General features: G+C 72.7%; 15 protein-coding genes. 6 read left to right on the forward strand and 9 right to left on the reverse strand.

The window, feature by feature from the left end:
• Positions 1–30 precede the first annotated feature (30 nt).
• From ACZ3YL_RS02295 to ACZ3YL_RS02305, 3 genes are all read left to right on the forward strand, one after another.
• On the forward strand, positions 31–987 hold the full coding sequence (locus ACZ3YL_RS02295; protein ID WP_465654798.1) for an ABC transporter substrate-binding protein: 957 nt from the start codon (positions 31–33) through the stop codon (positions 985–987).
• A gap of 154 nt (positions 988–1,141) precedes the next feature.
• Entirely contained in the window at positions 1,142–1,708 is a 567-nt protein-coding gene (locus ACZ3YL_RS02300) for a hypothetical protein (protein ID WP_465654800.1), read from the forward strand.
• Between the two features lie 598 nt (positions 1,709–2,306).
• Positions 2,307–4,361 (forward strand): glycosyl hydrolase family 18 protein, encoded by a 2,055-nt coding sequence (locus tag ACZ3YL_RS02305; protein ID WP_465654802.1) that lies wholly within the window; start codon positions 2,307–2,309, stop codon positions 4,359–4,361.
• A gap of 179 nt (positions 4,362–4,540) precedes the next feature.
• Here the strand turns inward: ACZ3YL_RS02305 and ACZ3YL_RS02310 are convergent, their stop codons facing one another.
• The 6 genes from ACZ3YL_RS02310 to ACZ3YL_RS02335 all read right to left on the reverse strand — a co-directional run bounded on the left by ACZ3YL_RS02310 (position 4,541) and on the right by ACZ3YL_RS02335 (position 10,519).
• Positions 4,541–5,833, reverse strand: coding sequence for a multidrug effflux MFS transporter (locus ACZ3YL_RS02310; protein ID WP_223241994.1), 1,293 nt, complete (start codon positions 5,831–5,833; stop codon positions 4,541–4,543).
• A 220-nt stretch (positions 5,834–6,053) separates the two neighbouring features.
• Positions 6,054–6,536: a hypothetical protein gene (locus ACZ3YL_RS02315; protein WP_188303806.1), complete on the reverse strand. Its 483-nt coding sequence runs from the start codon at positions 6,534–6,536 to the stop codon at positions 6,054–6,056.
• A 393-nt stretch (positions 6,537–6,929) separates the two neighbouring features.
• Entirely contained in the window at positions 6,930–7,808 is an 879-nt protein-coding gene (locus ACZ3YL_RS02320) for an alkaline phosphatase family protein (protein WP_188303807.1), read from the reverse strand.
• 180 nt (positions 7,809–7,988) lie between these two features.
• The gene (locus tag ACZ3YL_RS02325) at positions 7,989–8,759 is read right to left on the reverse strand and encodes an ATP-grasp domain-containing protein (protein ID WP_411292916.1); all 771 of its coding nucleotides are present in this window, start codon (positions 8,757–8,759) and stop codon (positions 7,989–7,991) included.
• Between the two features lie 98 nt (positions 8,760–8,857).
• Positions 8,858–9,235: an ADP-ribosylation/crystallin J1 gene (locus ACZ3YL_RS02330; protein WP_465654806.1), complete on the reverse strand. Its 378-nt coding sequence runs from the start codon at positions 9,233–9,235 to the stop codon at positions 8,858–8,860.
• Positions 9,236–9,340: 105 nt separating this feature from the next.
• The gene (locus tag ACZ3YL_RS02335) at positions 9,341–10,519 is read right to left on the reverse strand and encodes an acyl-CoA dehydrogenase family protein (protein ID WP_188303809.1); all 1,179 of its coding nucleotides are present in this window, start codon (positions 10,517–10,519) and stop codon (positions 9,341–9,343) included.
• An 89-nt stretch (positions 10,520–10,608) separates the two neighbouring features.
• On the opposite strand from ACZ3YL_RS02335, the gene ACZ3YL_RS02340 reads away from it, so the two are divergent.
• The gene (locus tag ACZ3YL_RS02340) at positions 10,609–11,148 is read left to right on the forward strand and encodes a GNAT family N-acetyltransferase (RefSeq protein ID WP_188303810.1); all 540 of its coding nucleotides are present in this window, start codon (positions 10,609–10,611) and stop codon (positions 11,146–11,148) included.
• A 123-nt stretch (positions 11,149–11,271) separates the two neighbouring features.
• A complete protein-coding gene (locus tag ACZ3YL_RS02345; RefSeq protein WP_188303811.1) occupies positions 11,272–11,586 on the forward strand; it encodes a basic helix-loop-helix domain-containing protein in 315 nt (104 codons plus the stop codon).
• A 100-nt stretch (positions 11,587–11,686) separates the two neighbouring features.
• On the opposite strand, the gene ACZ3YL_RS02350 is transcribed toward ACZ3YL_RS02345, so the two are convergent.
• Together ACZ3YL_RS02350 and ACZ3YL_RS02355 are read right to left on the reverse strand one after the other, a co-directional pair.
• A complete protein-coding gene (locus ACZ3YL_RS02350) occupies positions 11,687–11,995 on the reverse strand; it encodes an AzlD domain-containing protein (protein ID WP_411292917.1) in 309 nt (102 codons plus the stop codon).
• Positions 11,995–12,798, reverse strand: coding sequence for an AzlC family ABC transporter permease (locus tag ACZ3YL_RS02355; RefSeq protein WP_465654810.1), 804 nt, complete (start codon positions 12,796–12,798; stop codon positions 11,995–11,997). Before ACZ3YL_RS02355 ends, ACZ3YL_RS02350 begins: the two co-directional genes overlap by 1 nt.
• A 198-nt stretch (positions 12,799–12,996) precedes the next feature.
• Between ACZ3YL_RS02355 and ACZ3YL_RS02360 the strand changes: the two genes are divergently transcribed.
• The gene (locus tag ACZ3YL_RS02360) at positions 12,997–13,587 is read left to right on the forward strand and encodes a helix-turn-helix domain-containing protein (RefSeq protein ID WP_188303814.1); all 591 of its coding nucleotides are present in this window, start codon (positions 12,997–12,999) and stop codon (positions 13,585–13,587) included.
• A gap of 166 nt (positions 13,588–13,753) precedes the next feature.
• Here the strand turns inward: ACZ3YL_RS02360 and ACZ3YL_RS02365 are convergent, their stop codons facing one another.
• Positions 13,754–15,730 (reverse strand): cholesterol oxidase substrate-binding domain-containing protein, encoded by a 1,977-nt coding sequence (locus tag ACZ3YL_RS02365; protein ID WP_465654812.1) that lies wholly within the window; start codon positions 15,728–15,730, stop codon positions 13,754–13,756.
• Positions 15,731–15,901: the final 171 nt, after the last annotated feature.

The following is a 15,901-nucleotide window of genomic DNA, read 5'->3' on the forward strand; positions in this document are numbered from 1 at the left end:
CCCATCCGCTCCGGAAGGACAACTGTCACCATGTCGACAATCAAGAGAAGCAGGCACGCCGTGCTCCTCGGCACGCTCGCCGCGCTCGCCTTGGGCGCCACCGCCTGCGGCTCCTCCGCCGACAGCAGCAACCCGCTCGGCGGCGGGTCGAGCGCCTCGGCCTCCGGGGCCGGCTCCGCCGCCACCGGAGGGAGCTCCGGCGGGACGGTGGTCGTCGGTTCGGCGAACTTCCCCGAGAACGTCCTGCTCGGCTCGATCTACTCGCAGGCGCTCAAGGCCAAGGGCGTCAAGGTCGAGGAGAAGTTCAACATCGGCAGCCGTGAGGTGCTCTACGGGCAGCTGCAGAGCGGCAACCTGACCGTCCTGCCCGAGTACAACGGCGCGCTGCTCGCCTACCTGGACGCCAAGAACACCGCCGTCACGACCCAGGACGTGAACGCGGCGCTGACCAAGACGCTGCCCGCCGCGCTGGGGATCCTCGACTCCTCCCCCGCCGAGGACAAGGACTCGCTCAGCGTCACCCAGGAGACCGCCGACAAGTACAACCTCAAGAGCATCGCCGACCTGACCGCCAAGGCCGGCGAGTTCACCATCGGCGGCCCGCCGGAGTTCAAGACCCGCCGCGAGCAGCAGCTCAAGGACGTCTACGGGCTGACCTTCAAGGAGTGGAAGCCCACCGCCGACACCACCGCGAACGCGCTCAAGGACGGCAGCATCCAGGTCGGCAACGTGTTCACCACCGACCCGAAGATCGTGCAGTACAAGCTCGTCCCGCTGAGCGACCCGAAGAACGTCTTCGGCGCCCAGAACGTCACCCCGCTGGTCAACAAGGCGGGCGTGGACGCCACCGCGACGGCGGCGCTCAACGCGGTGTCGGCCAAGCTCGACACGGCCGGGCTGACGGGGCTGATGAAGCGGGTCTCGGTCGACAAGGAGGACCCGTCGGCGGTGGCCAAGGACTGGCTGAAGGCCAACGGGCTCGGCTGACGGCCGTCCGGGCACGGCGGGCGGCAGACGGCTGCACGGCTGCACGGCGGCCCGGAGGCACTCCCTCCGGGCCGCCGTCCGCCGTTCCGGGGCCCGTCCGTCGGCCGAGGACGGGACCTTCCCTTCCGCGCCGCGGACATGACAGTGTGGCGCCATGCGCACTCGTCTCCTCGCCGCCTCCCTCACGGCACTCGCCGCGGTGAGCCTCGCTGCCTGCTCCAGCTCGGGTTCGAACTCGGCTTCGGGCTCGGCTTCGAGCAAGGGCACCGCCGCGGCCGGCTCCCCCACCGCGGCCGCCACCCCGTCCGGCGCCCCCTCGGCGGGCTCGACCGCCTCGGCGCCCACGTCGGCCGCACCGTCCGCGCCCGAGGCCCCCGCCTCCGCTTCGACCCCCGGCGCCGAGGGCTCGGCCCCGCCCAAGCCCGCACCGCCGGCCGACGCCGGACTGCCCGCCAAGCCGGACGCCGACCTGACCGGCAAGGTGGTCGCCGCGCTGACCGCGATCGACCCGGCCATCGTCGGCGGCAAGCCCGACCAGGTGGTGGAGCAGGCCCGCAAGCAGTGCCAGGCGATGTACCAGCACCCCAAGGACAAGGCGAAGCTGGCCGAGCTGGCTAGCCAGTACTTCACCTCGCCCGACCACCCGCAGGGCTTCGGGCCGGACACCGCCGCGAAGATCGACGACGCGCTGCGCGCCACCCTCTGCCCGCCGGCACGCTGACGCCGCCCCGCCCCACCCCGAACCGCCCGGTGTCCTGAGCTCCGGGCAGCCGTGGCCGCGCCCCGCCCGCCGGGTGCGCGGCCACCGGCGTCCGTATGGCCTCCGCCGAGCGCTCGGCGTTCCGAGCCGCGCCGCCCGGCGCACCGCCTGACACCTCGACCACCGCAGCCCACCGCGCCGCGGTCGCCGATCACTTCCCTTCAGCGGCCGGGGCCGTCCGCCGGCGAACTGTCAGGTCTCTTGACAGACAAGTGGTCTAGTCCAAACATAAGCATGTCGATCCGACCGGGATGCACTGTGGGGGTGTGACCACCGGCGGCTGAGGCACTGCCCTGCCCTGCTCCAATCCACCCCCACCCCGTACGGCGTGCGCACCTTCGCACCGTCACCCGCCTCCGCGCGAGCCGGTGGGTTCCGCACGCCCCCGCACCGAACACTCCGTACTGCACAACCCCGTACCGAACACCCCGTACCGAACGCCCCGCGCTGAACGCCCCGACCCCAGGCGCCCACCCGGCCGGCCCCACACCGCCGTCGACGCCCCGGGCCGTTCCGCGTCTCCCCAACGTCCTGCCCCACCAAGTCTGTTGGAGAATCCATGCGTCTTCGCAGAACCCTCCAGGCCGCGCTGACGGCCTGCGCGACCCTGGCCGCCTCGGCCGGTCTGGTCGCCGCCGGGACGGGCTCCGCCCAGGCCGCGACCCCGCTCCCCAGCCGGGTCTTCGCGCCCTACTTCGAGTCCTGGACCGGCCAGAGCCCCGCCACCCTGGCCGCGCAGTCCGGCGCCAAGTACCTGACGATGGCCTTCCTGCAGGCCGCCACCAAGGGCTCCTGCACCCCGTACTGGAACGGCGACACCTCCAAGCCGGTCTCCTCCTCGACCTTCGGCGCCGACATCGCCACCATCCGCGCCAACGGCGGGGACGTGATCCCCTCCTTCGGCGGCTACACCGCCGACAACACCGGCACCGAACTGGCCGACAGCTGCACCGACGTCAACCAGATCGCGGCCGCCTACGAGAACCTGATCACCACCTACGACATCAGCCGGATCGACCTCGACATCGAGGACAACTCGCTGACCAACACGGCCGGCATCGACCGCCGCAACAAGGCGATCAAGGCCGTGCAGGACTGGGCCGCCGCCAACGGGCGCAGCGTCCGGTTCTCCTACACCCTGCCGACCACCACCGGCGGGCTGGCCGACAACGGCCTCGCGGTACTGCGGAACGCGGTCAGCAACAACGCCCGGATCGACGTCGTCAACATGATGACCTTCGACTACTACGACGGCGCCACCCACGACATGGCGGCCGACACCCAGACCTCGGCGCAGGGCCTGTACAACCAGCTGGCCCAGCTCTACCCGGCCAAGCCCCCAGCGCAGCTGTGGGGTTCGATCGGCATCACCGAGATGGTCGGCATCGACGACTACGGCGCGGCCGAGACCTTCACCGTGGCCAACGCCACCACCGTGTACAACTGGGCGGTGTCGAAGGGCATCAACACGCTGTCGTTCTGGGCGCTCCAGCGCGACAACGGCGGCTGTGCGGGCAAGGCCGGGGACGACTCCTGCTCGGGCATCGCCCAGAACACCTGGGACTTCACCCACGTGTTCGCGCCGTTCACCAGCGGCTCGACGGTGACCAACGACTTCTCGGTCGCGGTGAACCCGAACTCCGCCACCGTGAAGGCGGGTTCGTCGACCTCGGCGGCCATCGCGACGGCCGTCACGGCCGGCTCGGCGCAGAGCGTCAGCCTCTCGGTCAGCGGCGCCCCGGCCGGCGTCACCGCCACCGTCACCCCCGGCAGCGTCACCGCCGGCAACGGCGCCACCCTGAACGTCACCACCACCTCCTCGGTGGCGCCGGGGAGTTACCCGCTGACGGTCACCGGCAGCGCGGCCTCCGGCAGCCACACCGGCGTCTTCACCCTGAACGTCACGGGCAACCAGCCCGGCAACGACTTCTCGGTCGCCGTCAACCCGAACTCCGGTACGGTTGCCGCCGGTTCGTCCTCTTCGGCGGCCATCGCGACGGCCGTCACGGCCGGCTCGGCGCAGAGCGTCAACCTCTCGGTCAGCGGCGCCCCGGCCGGCGTCACCGCCACCGTCACCCCCGGCAGCGTCACCGCCGGCAACGGCGCCACCCTGAACATCGCCACCACCTCGGCCGCCGCAGCGGGCACCTACCCGCTGACCGTGACCGCCACCGCGCCCTCCGGCACCCACACCGCGACGTACTCGCTGACCGTCACCGGGACGGCTCCGTCGACCGGTCTGGTCAACGGCGACCTGGAGACCGGCAGCCCGGCCCCGTGGACCTGCCAGAGCGGCGGCGGCGTCGTGAGCACCCCGGTGCACTCCGGCTCGTACGCGCTCCAGGCCGCGGCCTCCGCGAGCCAGACCGGCGAGTGCTCGCAGACCGTGAAGCTGAAGCCCAACACCGGCTACACGCTGAGCGGCTGGGTGCAGGGCAACTACGCCTACCTGGGCGTCAGCGGCGGTGCCACCGCCAGCACCTGGGCCAACGCCTCGGGCTGGACCAAGCTGTCCGTCCCCTTCACCACCGACGCCACCGGCAGCGTCACGGTGTACCTGCACGGCTGGTACGGGCAGGGCGGCGTGTACGGGGACGACTTCTCGATCGCCTGACGGCGGTGACAGCCGACAGGTAGCGGCTGACAGATCACAGCTAACAGCTAACAGCTAACAGCTAACAGCTAACAGCTAACAGCTAACAGCTAACAGCTAACAGCTAACAGCTAACAGCTAACGGATGACAGCTGACAGATTTCATCATCTGTCAGCTGTCATCCGTTTACCGTCAGCTGTCAGCTGTCAGCCGCCTCCCGCAACCGCCCCGGCCGGCAAAGCGCCACGTACGCCGCCAACGCCAGCACCCCGCAGCCCAGGACCACCAGCGCCAGCAGCGTCGCCGACGGCCGTCCGCCGATGCTGCTCAGCGGTGCGACCACCGCGCCGCACAGGAAGTTGCCCGTCCCCAGCAGCGCCGAGGCCGTCCCCGCCGACTGCGGCTCGACCAGACTCAGCGCCTGCGCCGCCGTGTTCGGCAGCACCACCCCGAGGCTGCCCATCAGGACGAACAACGGCGGACAGAACCCGGCCAGCCCGAAGTCCCACACCGTCGTCAGCAGCACCAGCGCCACCCCGGCCGCGACCGCCGTCCCGAGCCCGGCCAGCATCAGCGACCGCGCCGCGAAGCGCGGCGCCAGTACCCGCCCGTTCAGCTGGGTCATCACCACGATGGACAGCGAGTTCAGCCCGAACAGCAGGCTGTAGGTCTGCGGCGAGACCTGGTACACGTGCTGCAGCACCGTGGACGACCCGCTGATGTACCCGAACAGCGCGCCGAACGCCAGCGAGCTGGTCAACGCCAGCCCCAGGAAGGGCAGATGGCGCAGCAGCCGACCGATGGTGCGCAGCGCCGCGCCCACCCCGCCGCCCACCCGGGCCTGCGGTGGCAGGCTCTCGCGCAGTGCCCCGAAGGCGGCCAGGGTGAGCAGCAGTCCGAGCCCCGTGAGCGCCCCGAAGGTGCCGCGCCAGGAGGTGAACCGCATCAGCTGTGCCCCGATGACCGGGGCGAGGATCGGTGCCAGCCCGGATATCAGCGCGATCGAGGCGAGGAAGCGCAGCATCGCGACGCCCTGGAAGCGGTCCCGGGCGACGGCGCGTCCGATCACCAGCCCCGCCGACCCGGCGACGCCCTGGACGAAGCGGGCCGCGATCAGCACCGTGAGGTTCGGCGCGAGCACGCACACCACGCTGGCCAGGGTGTAGACGACCAGCCCGGCGAGCAGCGGCGGGCGGCGTCCGAAGCGGTCGCTGAGCGGCCCGAAGAGCAGCTGCCCGGCCGCGACCCCGAACATCGAGAAGGTCAGGGTGAGCTGGACGGCCGCCGGTTCGGCAACGAGGTCGTCGGCGATCGCGGGCAGGCCGGGGAGGTAGAGGTCGGTGGTGAGCGGACCGAGCGCGGTGAGACCGCCGAGGACGGCGATGGTGGCCCGGCCGACAGCGGCCGTCGGGCCGACGGCCGGTGCCGTGCCGGTTGCTGGGGCGGGAGCGGTCGACATGTCGTCGGTCGGACCGACGGTCGGGCCGGGCATGGCTCTCCTAACGGACGCGGTGTCATGGGGTTCGTTCGCGATCCGTCCTATCGCAGCCCGGCGGGCGTGACGACGGCAGGGGTACACCGGGACGGATCCGCCCACCGGCCGATCCACAGCACGCGCACGACGACGGCCCGCCCGCACCTTCCGGTGCCCGGCGGGCCGTTCGTTCCCTGGTCAGGACGGCTGATCCGGGATCAGCGCCCGGTCAGCACCCTCAGTGCTTGGCGACGTGCTCGGCCCGGAGGGCCGCCTGCAGCGTCGCGCCGTCCTGCCACGCGTAGAGCTGGTTGCCGGTGAGCGTCACATTGTAGTGCCCGCAGGTGCCGGTGGCCTTGGCCGCGATGCCCTCCGGGAACCAGCCCGCCTTGAGCGAGACCGGCACCGGGTGCTGGCCCTTGCCCGGCAGGCCGACGCTGCAGCCGACGGGCAGCCGACCCTCGGGGAGGGTGGCCCGCAGCAGCCGGTCGTCGCCCGTGGTGGACATCAGGTACCTGACCGAGGAGGCGTTGTCGGGCAGCCAGGTGGGCATCGAGCGGCGCTCGGCCTTGGCCTGCGAGCCGCTGTCGTACGAGACCTGCTCCTGGTGGCGCCCGTCGTACCACTCGGACACGCGCGGGCCGATCGCCACGACGACCACGGCGACGGCCATGCCGGTGCCCGCGACTCCCAGCGCGACCTTGCTCACGATGCCCTTCATGCCTGACTGCCCTCTCCGTGTGCGTTGCCGATGCGTCCGGTGCGGACGGGACCGTGGCCGGTCCGCCCGTGCCCCGTCCGGGCTGAGCGGTCCGCCGGCCGGGTGTATCCATGGTGGCCCGGGCCGTCCTGCCTGAGCGTCACCACGAGGTCGCGTTCTTGCATCCAACCCACGGGGTACCGTCTCCACCTTCAGGCGTATGTCCATGGGCCCGGCCCCGGACGTACGCCGTCCGGCGCTCAGGCTGACACGCCGGGTTCGGGTACGTCCCGAGCCTCGATCGAGCCTGACTCAAGCGGGGCTCCGCCGCAGCCCGGCCTGCTGCACCCGGGGCACCGGCGGAGCGCGGCCGGCCGGCCGCGGGCGGTGGGTCAGACGGCTGCGGGCGGTGGGTCAGACGGTCGCGGGAACCGGCCGGGTGACGGGGAAGGGGCGGCCGTCGAGGGTCCAGTGCGGGTCGATCGGACGCAGCAGCGAGGCGTACACCTGGGCGGCGACGTCGGGGTGGCGGATCTCGCCGGCGGGCGGGCCAGCCGGGATGTCGTGCCCGGCGCAGGCCACCCAGGCGGTCCGCTCCTCGGCCGTGCGGCCGCCGTGGCCGCCGGCGTCGACGTGCCCGTGGTCGGTGACCACGATGACGGTCCACTGCTCCTGGGCGTAGTCCTCCCGGCCGCGGACGGCGTCCAGCAGGCGGCCGAGGCGCTCGTCGGCGGTGCGCATCGAGGCGCGGTACTCCTCGCCGCAGCCGAGGAAGTGGGCGGTCTCGTCCACCGCGCCGAGGTAGACGAAGGAGGCTTCGGGGTCGGCGGTGCCGAGGACGTGGACGGCCTCCCGGGTGACCTCCTCGTCGACGGCCTCCCAGGCCTCCGGGGTGTCCTCGGCCGGAGCCACGTAGGAGAGCCGGCCGGGAGCGCGGAACAGCGGGCCGCCGGACTCGTTGATCATCAGCGGGTCCCAGCCGGCCGCGACGAAGGTGCGGCGGCGGTCGCCGCGGTTGAGGCGGGTGGCGAAGTCGGGGAAGACGTCCAGCCGGTTGCCGCCCAGGTGGTTGCCCCAGACGCCGTGCTTGGCGGGCTCGACGCCGGTCACGATGGTGGCCCAGCAGGGTCCGGACATGGTGGGCGTGGAGTCCGCGACCGTCACCGGCACCAGGAATCCGGCCTCGGCGACCTCCTGGAGGCGCGGCATCGGCACCTGCGCCAGGTAGTCGTGGCGGACTCCGTCGATCCCGACCACGAGGACGCGGGGGCGGGGCCACTGGGCTGCGGACATGGTGGAGCTTCCTTTCGGTCGTGCACACCCGGCCGCGCCCGCCGAGGGCGCCGCCGACCGCGCCATGCTCCACGGCCCGCCGTACCGCGCAGCGTCGGGCCGTCGAACGGCAGGTGTCCGTGAGGTGTCGGGCGGTTGCCCGAGGCGCCCGGAGGCCGAGCTTCCGCGGGCGCCCGCCCGTCAGGCGGTCGCCCGGACGAAGCGGCGGTCCGACCCGGCGAGCAGGGCGGCCGGGCCCGCCGCGCGCAGGACGACGTCCAGGACGCGGTCCGGGTCCGCGGCGTAGCAGTTCGCGAACCAGGGCAGGTTGGCCTCGACCACGGCCCAGTGCTCGGCCGGGTCGTACGGGTCGGCGATCGGGCCGACGTCCAGTGCGACGGCGCTGGGCAGGGTGTCCCCGACGGCCTCCAGCAGCCGGCGGGCGAAGGCGGTCGCCCCGGCGGTCAGCGGCGCCGGGTCGAGCCGGCCGAAGCGGGCGTACCGGCTGCCGGTGAGCACCTCGCCGTCGCGCAGGAACAGCCGGTACTCCGCGGCGAAGGTCACCGGCTCGCTGACCAGGACGGGGGTGTCCGGGCCGATCCGCTCGCCGGTGCGGGGCAGCCGGGAGCCGTCCGGGTAGACCGCGGGCGGGATCGACTTGTCGGCCGGCGGCTTGACGAAGGCCGGGTGGCGCAGCGTCCAGGCCTCGGCCAGGGTGGTGAGTTCGATCCGACGGCGGGTGAACGCCTCGGGGAGCCGGGCGAGCCAGTCGTCCTCCGGTTCCAGCAGGGCGAGCCCCAGCGGCCCCGCGATCCGGGCGGCGGCGAGGGGCCCGCCGTACCAGTGGACGGGCCGCCCGGCGAGCCGCCCGACCTGCGCCGGGCCGGACAGCACGGCGGTGGCCAGGCCCCGGCGGGCGGCGGCCGCGGTGAGCAGGGAGGTGGTGCCGGTGGGCTGGGCGGAGGTGAGCAGGACGGGCTTCCCCGCGTCGACCGTCACCGCCTTGGCCACCACGGGATCGGCTGTCACCGCATCGGCCGTCACGGCATCGGCTGTCACCGCATCGGCCGTCACGGCTGCGGCCGGAACTCGTGGACGACCTCGATGCGGCCAACGATGTGCCGGTTGAACTCGGCCAACTCCTCAGCCGACACCCAGAGTTCAAGGATGGTCCGGCCGCCGGCCCGCTGCACCGGGTAGCGGGCGAGGAAGTCCGTCTCCACCTCGAAGCGGGTGACGTACCCGACGCCGGAGGCGGGCACGTTCCAGTCGCGGGCGATCCGGATCGCGTAGTCCTCGTTCAGTACGGGGTAGAAGATCGGCTGCTCGGGCAGCCGCGGCGGCCAGGCGCGCCAGTCGGCGGCCTCGACCAGGGCCAGCTCCTGCGGGCCGGTGGGGCGCCAGAGGGTGGTGGTCGGGGGCCGCTGCCGGACGGACTGACTGGTCATGGCGGGGACGGTAGCCGGGCCACGACGGACCCGGCCACCGGATTTCGCCGCTCCGGGAGGGACGGGAGAGGACGAGGAGAGGAGAGGAAGGGAGTGGACGGCCCGTCAGCGGTAGGCGGACTCGCCGGTGATGGCCTCGCCGAGGACCAGGGTGTGAATCTCGCTGGTGCCCTCGTAGGTGAGCACCGACTCCAGGTTGTTGGCGTGCCGCAGCACCGGGTACTCGGTGGTGATGCCGTTGGCCCCGAGGACGGTCCGGGCGCTGCGGGCGATCTCCAGCGCGGTACGGACGTTGTTGAGCTTGCCGAAGCTGATGTGCGCCGGGCGGGCCGCGCCCTGCTCCTTCAACCGGCCGATCCGCAGGGCCACCAGGTACGCCTTCTCGACCTCCAGCATCATCTCGACCAGCTTCTGCTGGGTCAGCTGGAAGCCGGCGATCGGACGGTCGAACTGGATCCGGCTCTTCGCGTAGTCCAGGGCGGCGGTGTAGCAGTCGCGGGCGGCGCCGACGGTGCCCCAGAGGATGCCGTAGCGGGCCTCGCCGAGGGAGGACAGCGGCCCGCGCAGACCGGTGACGCCGGGCAGCACCGCGTCGGCGGGCAGCACCACCTCGTCGAAGGCCAACTCGCTGGTGACGGAGGCGCGCAGGGAGAGCTTGCCGTGCACGTCGGTCGCGGTCAGGCCGCGGGTGCCGCGCTCGACCAGGAAGCCGCGCACCCCCTCCTCGGTCTGCGCCCAGACCACGGCGACGTCCGAGATGCTGCCGTTGGTGATCCACATCTTGCTGCCGGACAGCACCCAGTCGCCGCCCTTGCGGACCGCCCGGGTGCGCATGTTCGCCGGGTCCGAGCCGAAGTCGGGCTCGGTGAGGCCGAAGCAGCCGATCAGCTCACCGGCCGCCATGCCGGGCAGCCAGCGCTGCTTCTGCTCCTCGGAGCCGAAGGCGTGGATCGAGCGCATCGCGAGCGAGCCCTGGACGGAGACGAAGCTGCGCAGCCCCGAGTCGGCCGCCTCCAGCTCCATGCAGGCGACCCCGTACGCGACGGCGTCGGCGCCCGCGCAGCCGTAACCGTCGAGGTGCATGCCGAGCACGCCGAGGGCGCCGAGTTCGGGGGCGAGCTCACGCGCCGGGAAGACACCGCGCTCGAACCACTCACCGATGTTCGGGCGGATCCGCTCCTCGGTGAACCGGCGGACGGTGTCGCGGATCAGCCGCTCCTCGTCGGAGAGGAGGTCGCCGACCGCGAGCAGGTCGGACGGGTCGATCCGGGTCGGCTTCGTCATTGAAGCTCCTTGTAGTCTCGGCGGGACACCGGCGAGTATTCCGCAACCCGACCGGCGTCGGACCGACGGGAGCGAGTGAGGAAGGCGACATGTCCAGCACGGCGTACGTGGTCGACCAGGTGACGGCCGAGGAACTGGAGCGCTCGGTGGCCGAGTTCGCCGGGCTGCTGACGGAGACCGTCGACGGCGGCTCCTCGGTCGGGTTCCTCGCCCCGCTGGAGCCGGACGAATCATCGGCGTGGTGGCGGGCGCTCGTCCCGGAGCTCGCGGCCGGACGGCTGGTGCTGTGGACGGCCCGGGCGGCGGCCGACGGGCGGCTCGCCGGGACGGTCCAGCTGCGGCCGGCGGCGACGGCGAACGGGCGGCACCGGGGCGAGGTGGCCAAGCTGATGGTGCGCCCGGCGGACCGCGGACACCGGTTGGCCGGGCGGCTGCTGGCGGCACTGGAGGAGCGGGCGGCGGAGTCGGGGATCCGGCTGCTGGTACTGGACACCGAGACGGGCAGCCCGGCCGAGCGGATGTACGAGGCGGCGGGCTGGACCAGGGTCGGCTCGGTGCCGGACTACGCGACCGATCCGACCGGCACCCTGCACCCGACCACCATCTTCTTCAAGTCGCTGGTGCGCTGACGGGAGGACCGCAGCGGAACGGCCGGTCCGGAGCAGCCGGTCCGGACCGGCCAGGACAGGATCACCGGGACAGGACTGCCGGAACAGGACTGCCGGTACGGAACCCGGAAGGGGAGGCGGAGCATGAAGCGTTGGGCGCTGGTCGTCGAGGAGACGGTGGGCATCGGTAGGGACCGGACCTGGGGCAGCAAGGTGCTCGGCGAGGTCGAGGGCACCCGCGAGGAGGCCGTCGCGGAGCTGCGGCGCATCGTCCCGACCTACACCCCGGACCATCCGATGAGCAGCCGACGGAAGACGCTGCTCCGAGACGGGGACACCTACCTGCTGATCCTCCAGGGGAGCATGCGCGACTACCACTGCGTGTTCAAGGTGTGGGAGCTGCTGTGGGACAGCAAGCGGCCGGAGGTCCAGGCGGAGCGGTTGACGACCGACGACTGACGACCGACGACTGACGGCCGACAGATGACAACTTTCAGCGAACGGATAACAGATTTCGAACTCTGTCATCCGTTCGCTGAAAGTTGTCCGTCGTCAGCCCTCACCCCACCCCGCACAGCCGCAGCACCGCCGTCGTCGCCGCGGCAGCCACGACCACCAGCGGGAACGGCGCCTTGCGCCACGCGAGGACCCCGGCGACCAGCACACCCGCCGGACGGGCCCATCCGGAGAAGCCGTGCCCCTGAGTCAGCGCGCCGGTCGCCACCAGCGCAACCAGCAGCACCGCCGCCGCGACCGTCAGCAGGTGGCGCAGTCGCTCCGAGAGCGCGAGCCGGCGCCCCAGCAGCGGACCGGCCACGCGGTAGGCGTACGTCCCGACGGCCAGCAGCAGTACCGCATAGAGGGGCATCATCGGACGTCCTCCTTCCCGGCCGCCGCGGCGACCACCGACTCCGACTCCCCCGGCTCAGCCGCAACCCCCGGCTCCACCGGCCCAGGCTCCGGCCCCGACCCCGACCCCGACCCCGACTCCGGCTCCGACGCCACCGCCGGCCGCCCGGCGAGCAACAGTCCCACCAGGGCGAGCAGCACGGGCAGCCCGGCCGGCACGAACGGCGTGGCCGCGACGGCCACCACCGCGCCCGCCACCGCCGCCGTACGGGTACCGCGGTCGGCGAGCGAGGGAAGCACCAGGGCGAGCAGCACCGCGGGGAAGGCCGCGTCCAAGCCGAACACGTCGGTGTCCCCGATCAGCCCGCCGGCGAGCCCGCCGAGCAGCACCGCGACGTTCCACACCACGAACAGCGAGACCCCGCAGATCCAGAACACCGCCCGGCGCCGCCGCGGTTCGCTCTCCTGCAACGCGAAGGCCGCACTCTCGTCGGTGAGCAGCTGCGCTCCGAACAGCCGCTGCCACCAAGGGCCTTGGAGGACGTCGGCGACGGCGAAGCCGAAGGGCAGCAGCCGGGCGTTGAGCACCAACCCGGTGGCGACGGCCGCGAGCACGCCGCCGCCGGACAGTACGACACCGACGGCCGCGAACTGCGAGCCGCCCGCGAAGACGAGGACGGAGAGGGCCACCGGCACCCAGAGCGGCAGGCCTCCGGAGACGCTGATCGCACCGAAGGAGGCGCCGACCAGCGCGTCGGCGAGGCAGACCAGGGCGATGTCGCGCAGGGTGGCATGTTCGAGTGTTCGGAGAAACGAACGCATGTCCATGAGAGTGAACCCGCGACACCCGGTTCGTCAAGGCGAACAGAGTGACCGGCACAGCGAACGATGCTCGCCGACGAGGCCCCCGGGGGCGGCCGTGGCAGCATGAACGACACCGACCGGCACCAGCCGGAACCCAAGCGGCACCAGCAGCGGGAAGCCGACCGAAGGAGCCTGGAGAAAGCGTGAGTGGCGAGGATGAGTGACCGGACCCCCCGGCCCGAGGGTGCCAACGGCTCCGGTACGGAGCTGATCGGCCAGATCGCCGCGGCCATCCGGCGCGAACGCGAGCGCGGCGGACTGTCGATGACCGAGCTGGCCCGCCGCGCCGGCATCGCCAAGTCGACGCTCTCCCAGCTGGAGTCGGGCGCGGGCAACCCCAGCGTGGAGACGCTCTGGGCGCTCGGGGTGGCGCTGAACGTGCCGTTCAGTCGGCTGGTCGACCCGCCGCGCCCGACCGTCAAGGTGCTGCGGGCCGGAGAGGGGCCGGTGACCCACTCCGAACGGGCCGACTACGCGGCCACGGTGCTCTCCTCCTGCCCGCCGAACGCCCGGCGGGACATCTACCGGATCGAGGCCCAGCCGGGCGAGACCAGGGCCTCCGACCCGCACATGCCCGGCACCGTCGAACACGTGATGATCGGGTCGGGCCGAGCCCTGGTCGGCCCGAGCGAGGCGCCGGTCGAGCTGGGCCCGGGCGACTACATCAGCTACCCGGGCGACGCCCCGCACGTGTTCCGCGCCCTGGCCCCGGACACCCTCGCGGTGATCGTGATGGAGCACATCTGACGGACCGCCTCCGCCGTCGAACGGCGGGAACGGCGGCGAACGGCTGACGGCCCGACGGCTGACAGATTTCAAAATCTGTCAGCCGTCAGCTGTTATCCGTTATCTGTTACCTGTCATCTGTCATCTGTCAGCCGTCACCTGTTCGCCGCCGCCGCGCGCCCCGGCGCTACTTCAACAGCCCGTCCAGGAAAGGGTTCCCGAACACCCGGTGCGGGTCGTACCGGTCCAGCGTGGCGACCGCCTCGTCCCAGCCGGGCCCACCGCCGGCGCGCAGGCTGTCCGGGATGACCCGGCCGATCAGGTCCTGGTCGGACCAGGCCGCGTCCGTGGTGTAGGCCCAGCCCTTGGACCACTCGACCCGCATCCCCGCCCGGGTGCCGTCGAAGGTGCGCAGCAGCCACTGCTCCAGGTCCCGGGCGAAGCGCTCCAGTCCGGGCGTACCGGGGAAGGCGAGGACGTCGAGCCACACCGCGGTGTCCCACTCCGGCCGGTCCGCCCGCGGGCGCAGCGCGGACAGCAGCGGGGGCCGGGCCCCGGGGATGCCGGAGGAGGTCGGGTCGTCCAGGCCGGTGACCCGGATCTCCACCGCGCCGTTCACCGGGTACTCGCCCCGGGCCTGGTACTCCCCGAGCAACTGTCGGTAGTAGGCGGCGAATTCGCTGACCACCCACTGCAGGTCGGCACGCTTGGTGAGGATCGCGTAGCCGTTGGCGGTGACTCGCAGGGTGGTGGGCCGGACGTACTGCAGCAGGGCGCGCGAGGGGCCCCAGAGGTCGGAGCGCAGGCCGTCGGCGAGCAGGTGGGTGATCAGGTCGCCGGTGAGCAGGTCGCGCAGCAGTCCGCCGGAGAGCAGGACGTCGGTGAGGTCACCGGTGAGCGCCACCTTGGCGACGAGGTACTGGAGTTGGCCGAACAGCGGGGCCGATCCCCAGGCGCCGGAGACGATTTGGCCGGCCAGTCGAGCCACCGGTTCCGGAATGCTGTCCGAGAACGGGTAGTTGTAGGGCTGGTCGACGGCCCTGGAGGCGAGCGGCTTGCTCGGGGTGACGGTCCAGGTCTTGAGCCACGGGTAGTCGGTGTAGGCGAACCAGATCGCCTCGACCCGGCCGTCGCGCTCGACGAACTCGGCCAGCGTGCGCGGGCCACCGCCGCCGCCCAGCAGTCCGCCGAGCAGTCCGCCACCGCCGGTGGCGGTCCCCGGGCGGGCGAACAGGTCGCTGGCCGGGATGTCCAGTCGGCTGACGCAGCGCAGCGGGCGGTCGGCTCCGGCGCGCAGCACCACCTCGGTGAGGAAGGCGCGGCCCAGGTGCACCAGGAAGGCGGCGCTGTCGGCCTCGGCGCGGTCGAAGGTGCGCAGCCCGTAGCGGCCGGTGGCCGGGTCCAGGACGACGGCGGTGAGCCGGACCACCTGGTTGCTGACCGAGCCGTAGCCGTGCCCGTCCGGCCGCAGTTCGCCGCCGGCCGGGGCGGCGGTGCCGTGGCCGCCGATGGCGAGCACGCCGCCGACGGTGAGGTCGCCGGGCGCCGGGCAGGCCGTCAGACCGAGGCCCCGGTCGGTCAGGTGGACGAGCAGCGCCTCCATGCTCGCGCCGGTCTGCACCCGGACGGTGCTGGGCGAGTCGGCGGTGATGGCGGTGAGGTACCGGTTGGTGTCCACCAGCAGGACGCGGGCGGTGTCCGGGGTCCCGTTGGCGACGGTGAGCGGCGCCCAGGTGTGCCGGTAGCCGGTGGCGCGCAGCCGCCAGCCGTTGGCGTGCGCCCAGTCGGCGAGGGCCGGTACCTCCTCGGGGGTGCGCGGCGCGCAGGTCCACAGCTGGTCGGTGCGGATCTCGCCGGACCAGTTCTGGAAGACCCGCTGGTAGAGCTCGGTGCCGGCGGGCAGCCCGGGCGGTACGGGCGTGGCGGCCTCGGCACTGTCCGGGCCGATGGTGCCGCGCAGCAGCCAGGCCGCGCCGCCGAGCGCCGCCGAGGCGCCGAGCAGTCGCCGCCTGGTCAGGCCGCGGCTGGGCTCCCGGGCGGACTCCCGGCCCGACTCCCGGGCGGTGCCCCGGCCGCTCCCCCGGCCGTCCGCCGCGCCGTATGTGTCACTGCCGTATGTGTCACTGGTGTCACTGGTGCCATGGCCGTCGTGTGCTGTGGTCATCCGGTCCGCCCCCTGCGTCGGTTCCCCGGGCCGGGTCGCGGCACTCCGGGGCGGTCGGTCTCCGCCCGACCCGGTCAGGAGCGTACGAAGTGCCGTACGACCGTTTGAAGCGATCCAGCCGGGATCTCACTCGTTCGAGTGATCATGGCGCGAACGGCTGAGAACCGTCCA

The organism is Kitasatospora sp. NPDC023176 (assembly GCF_055560495.1).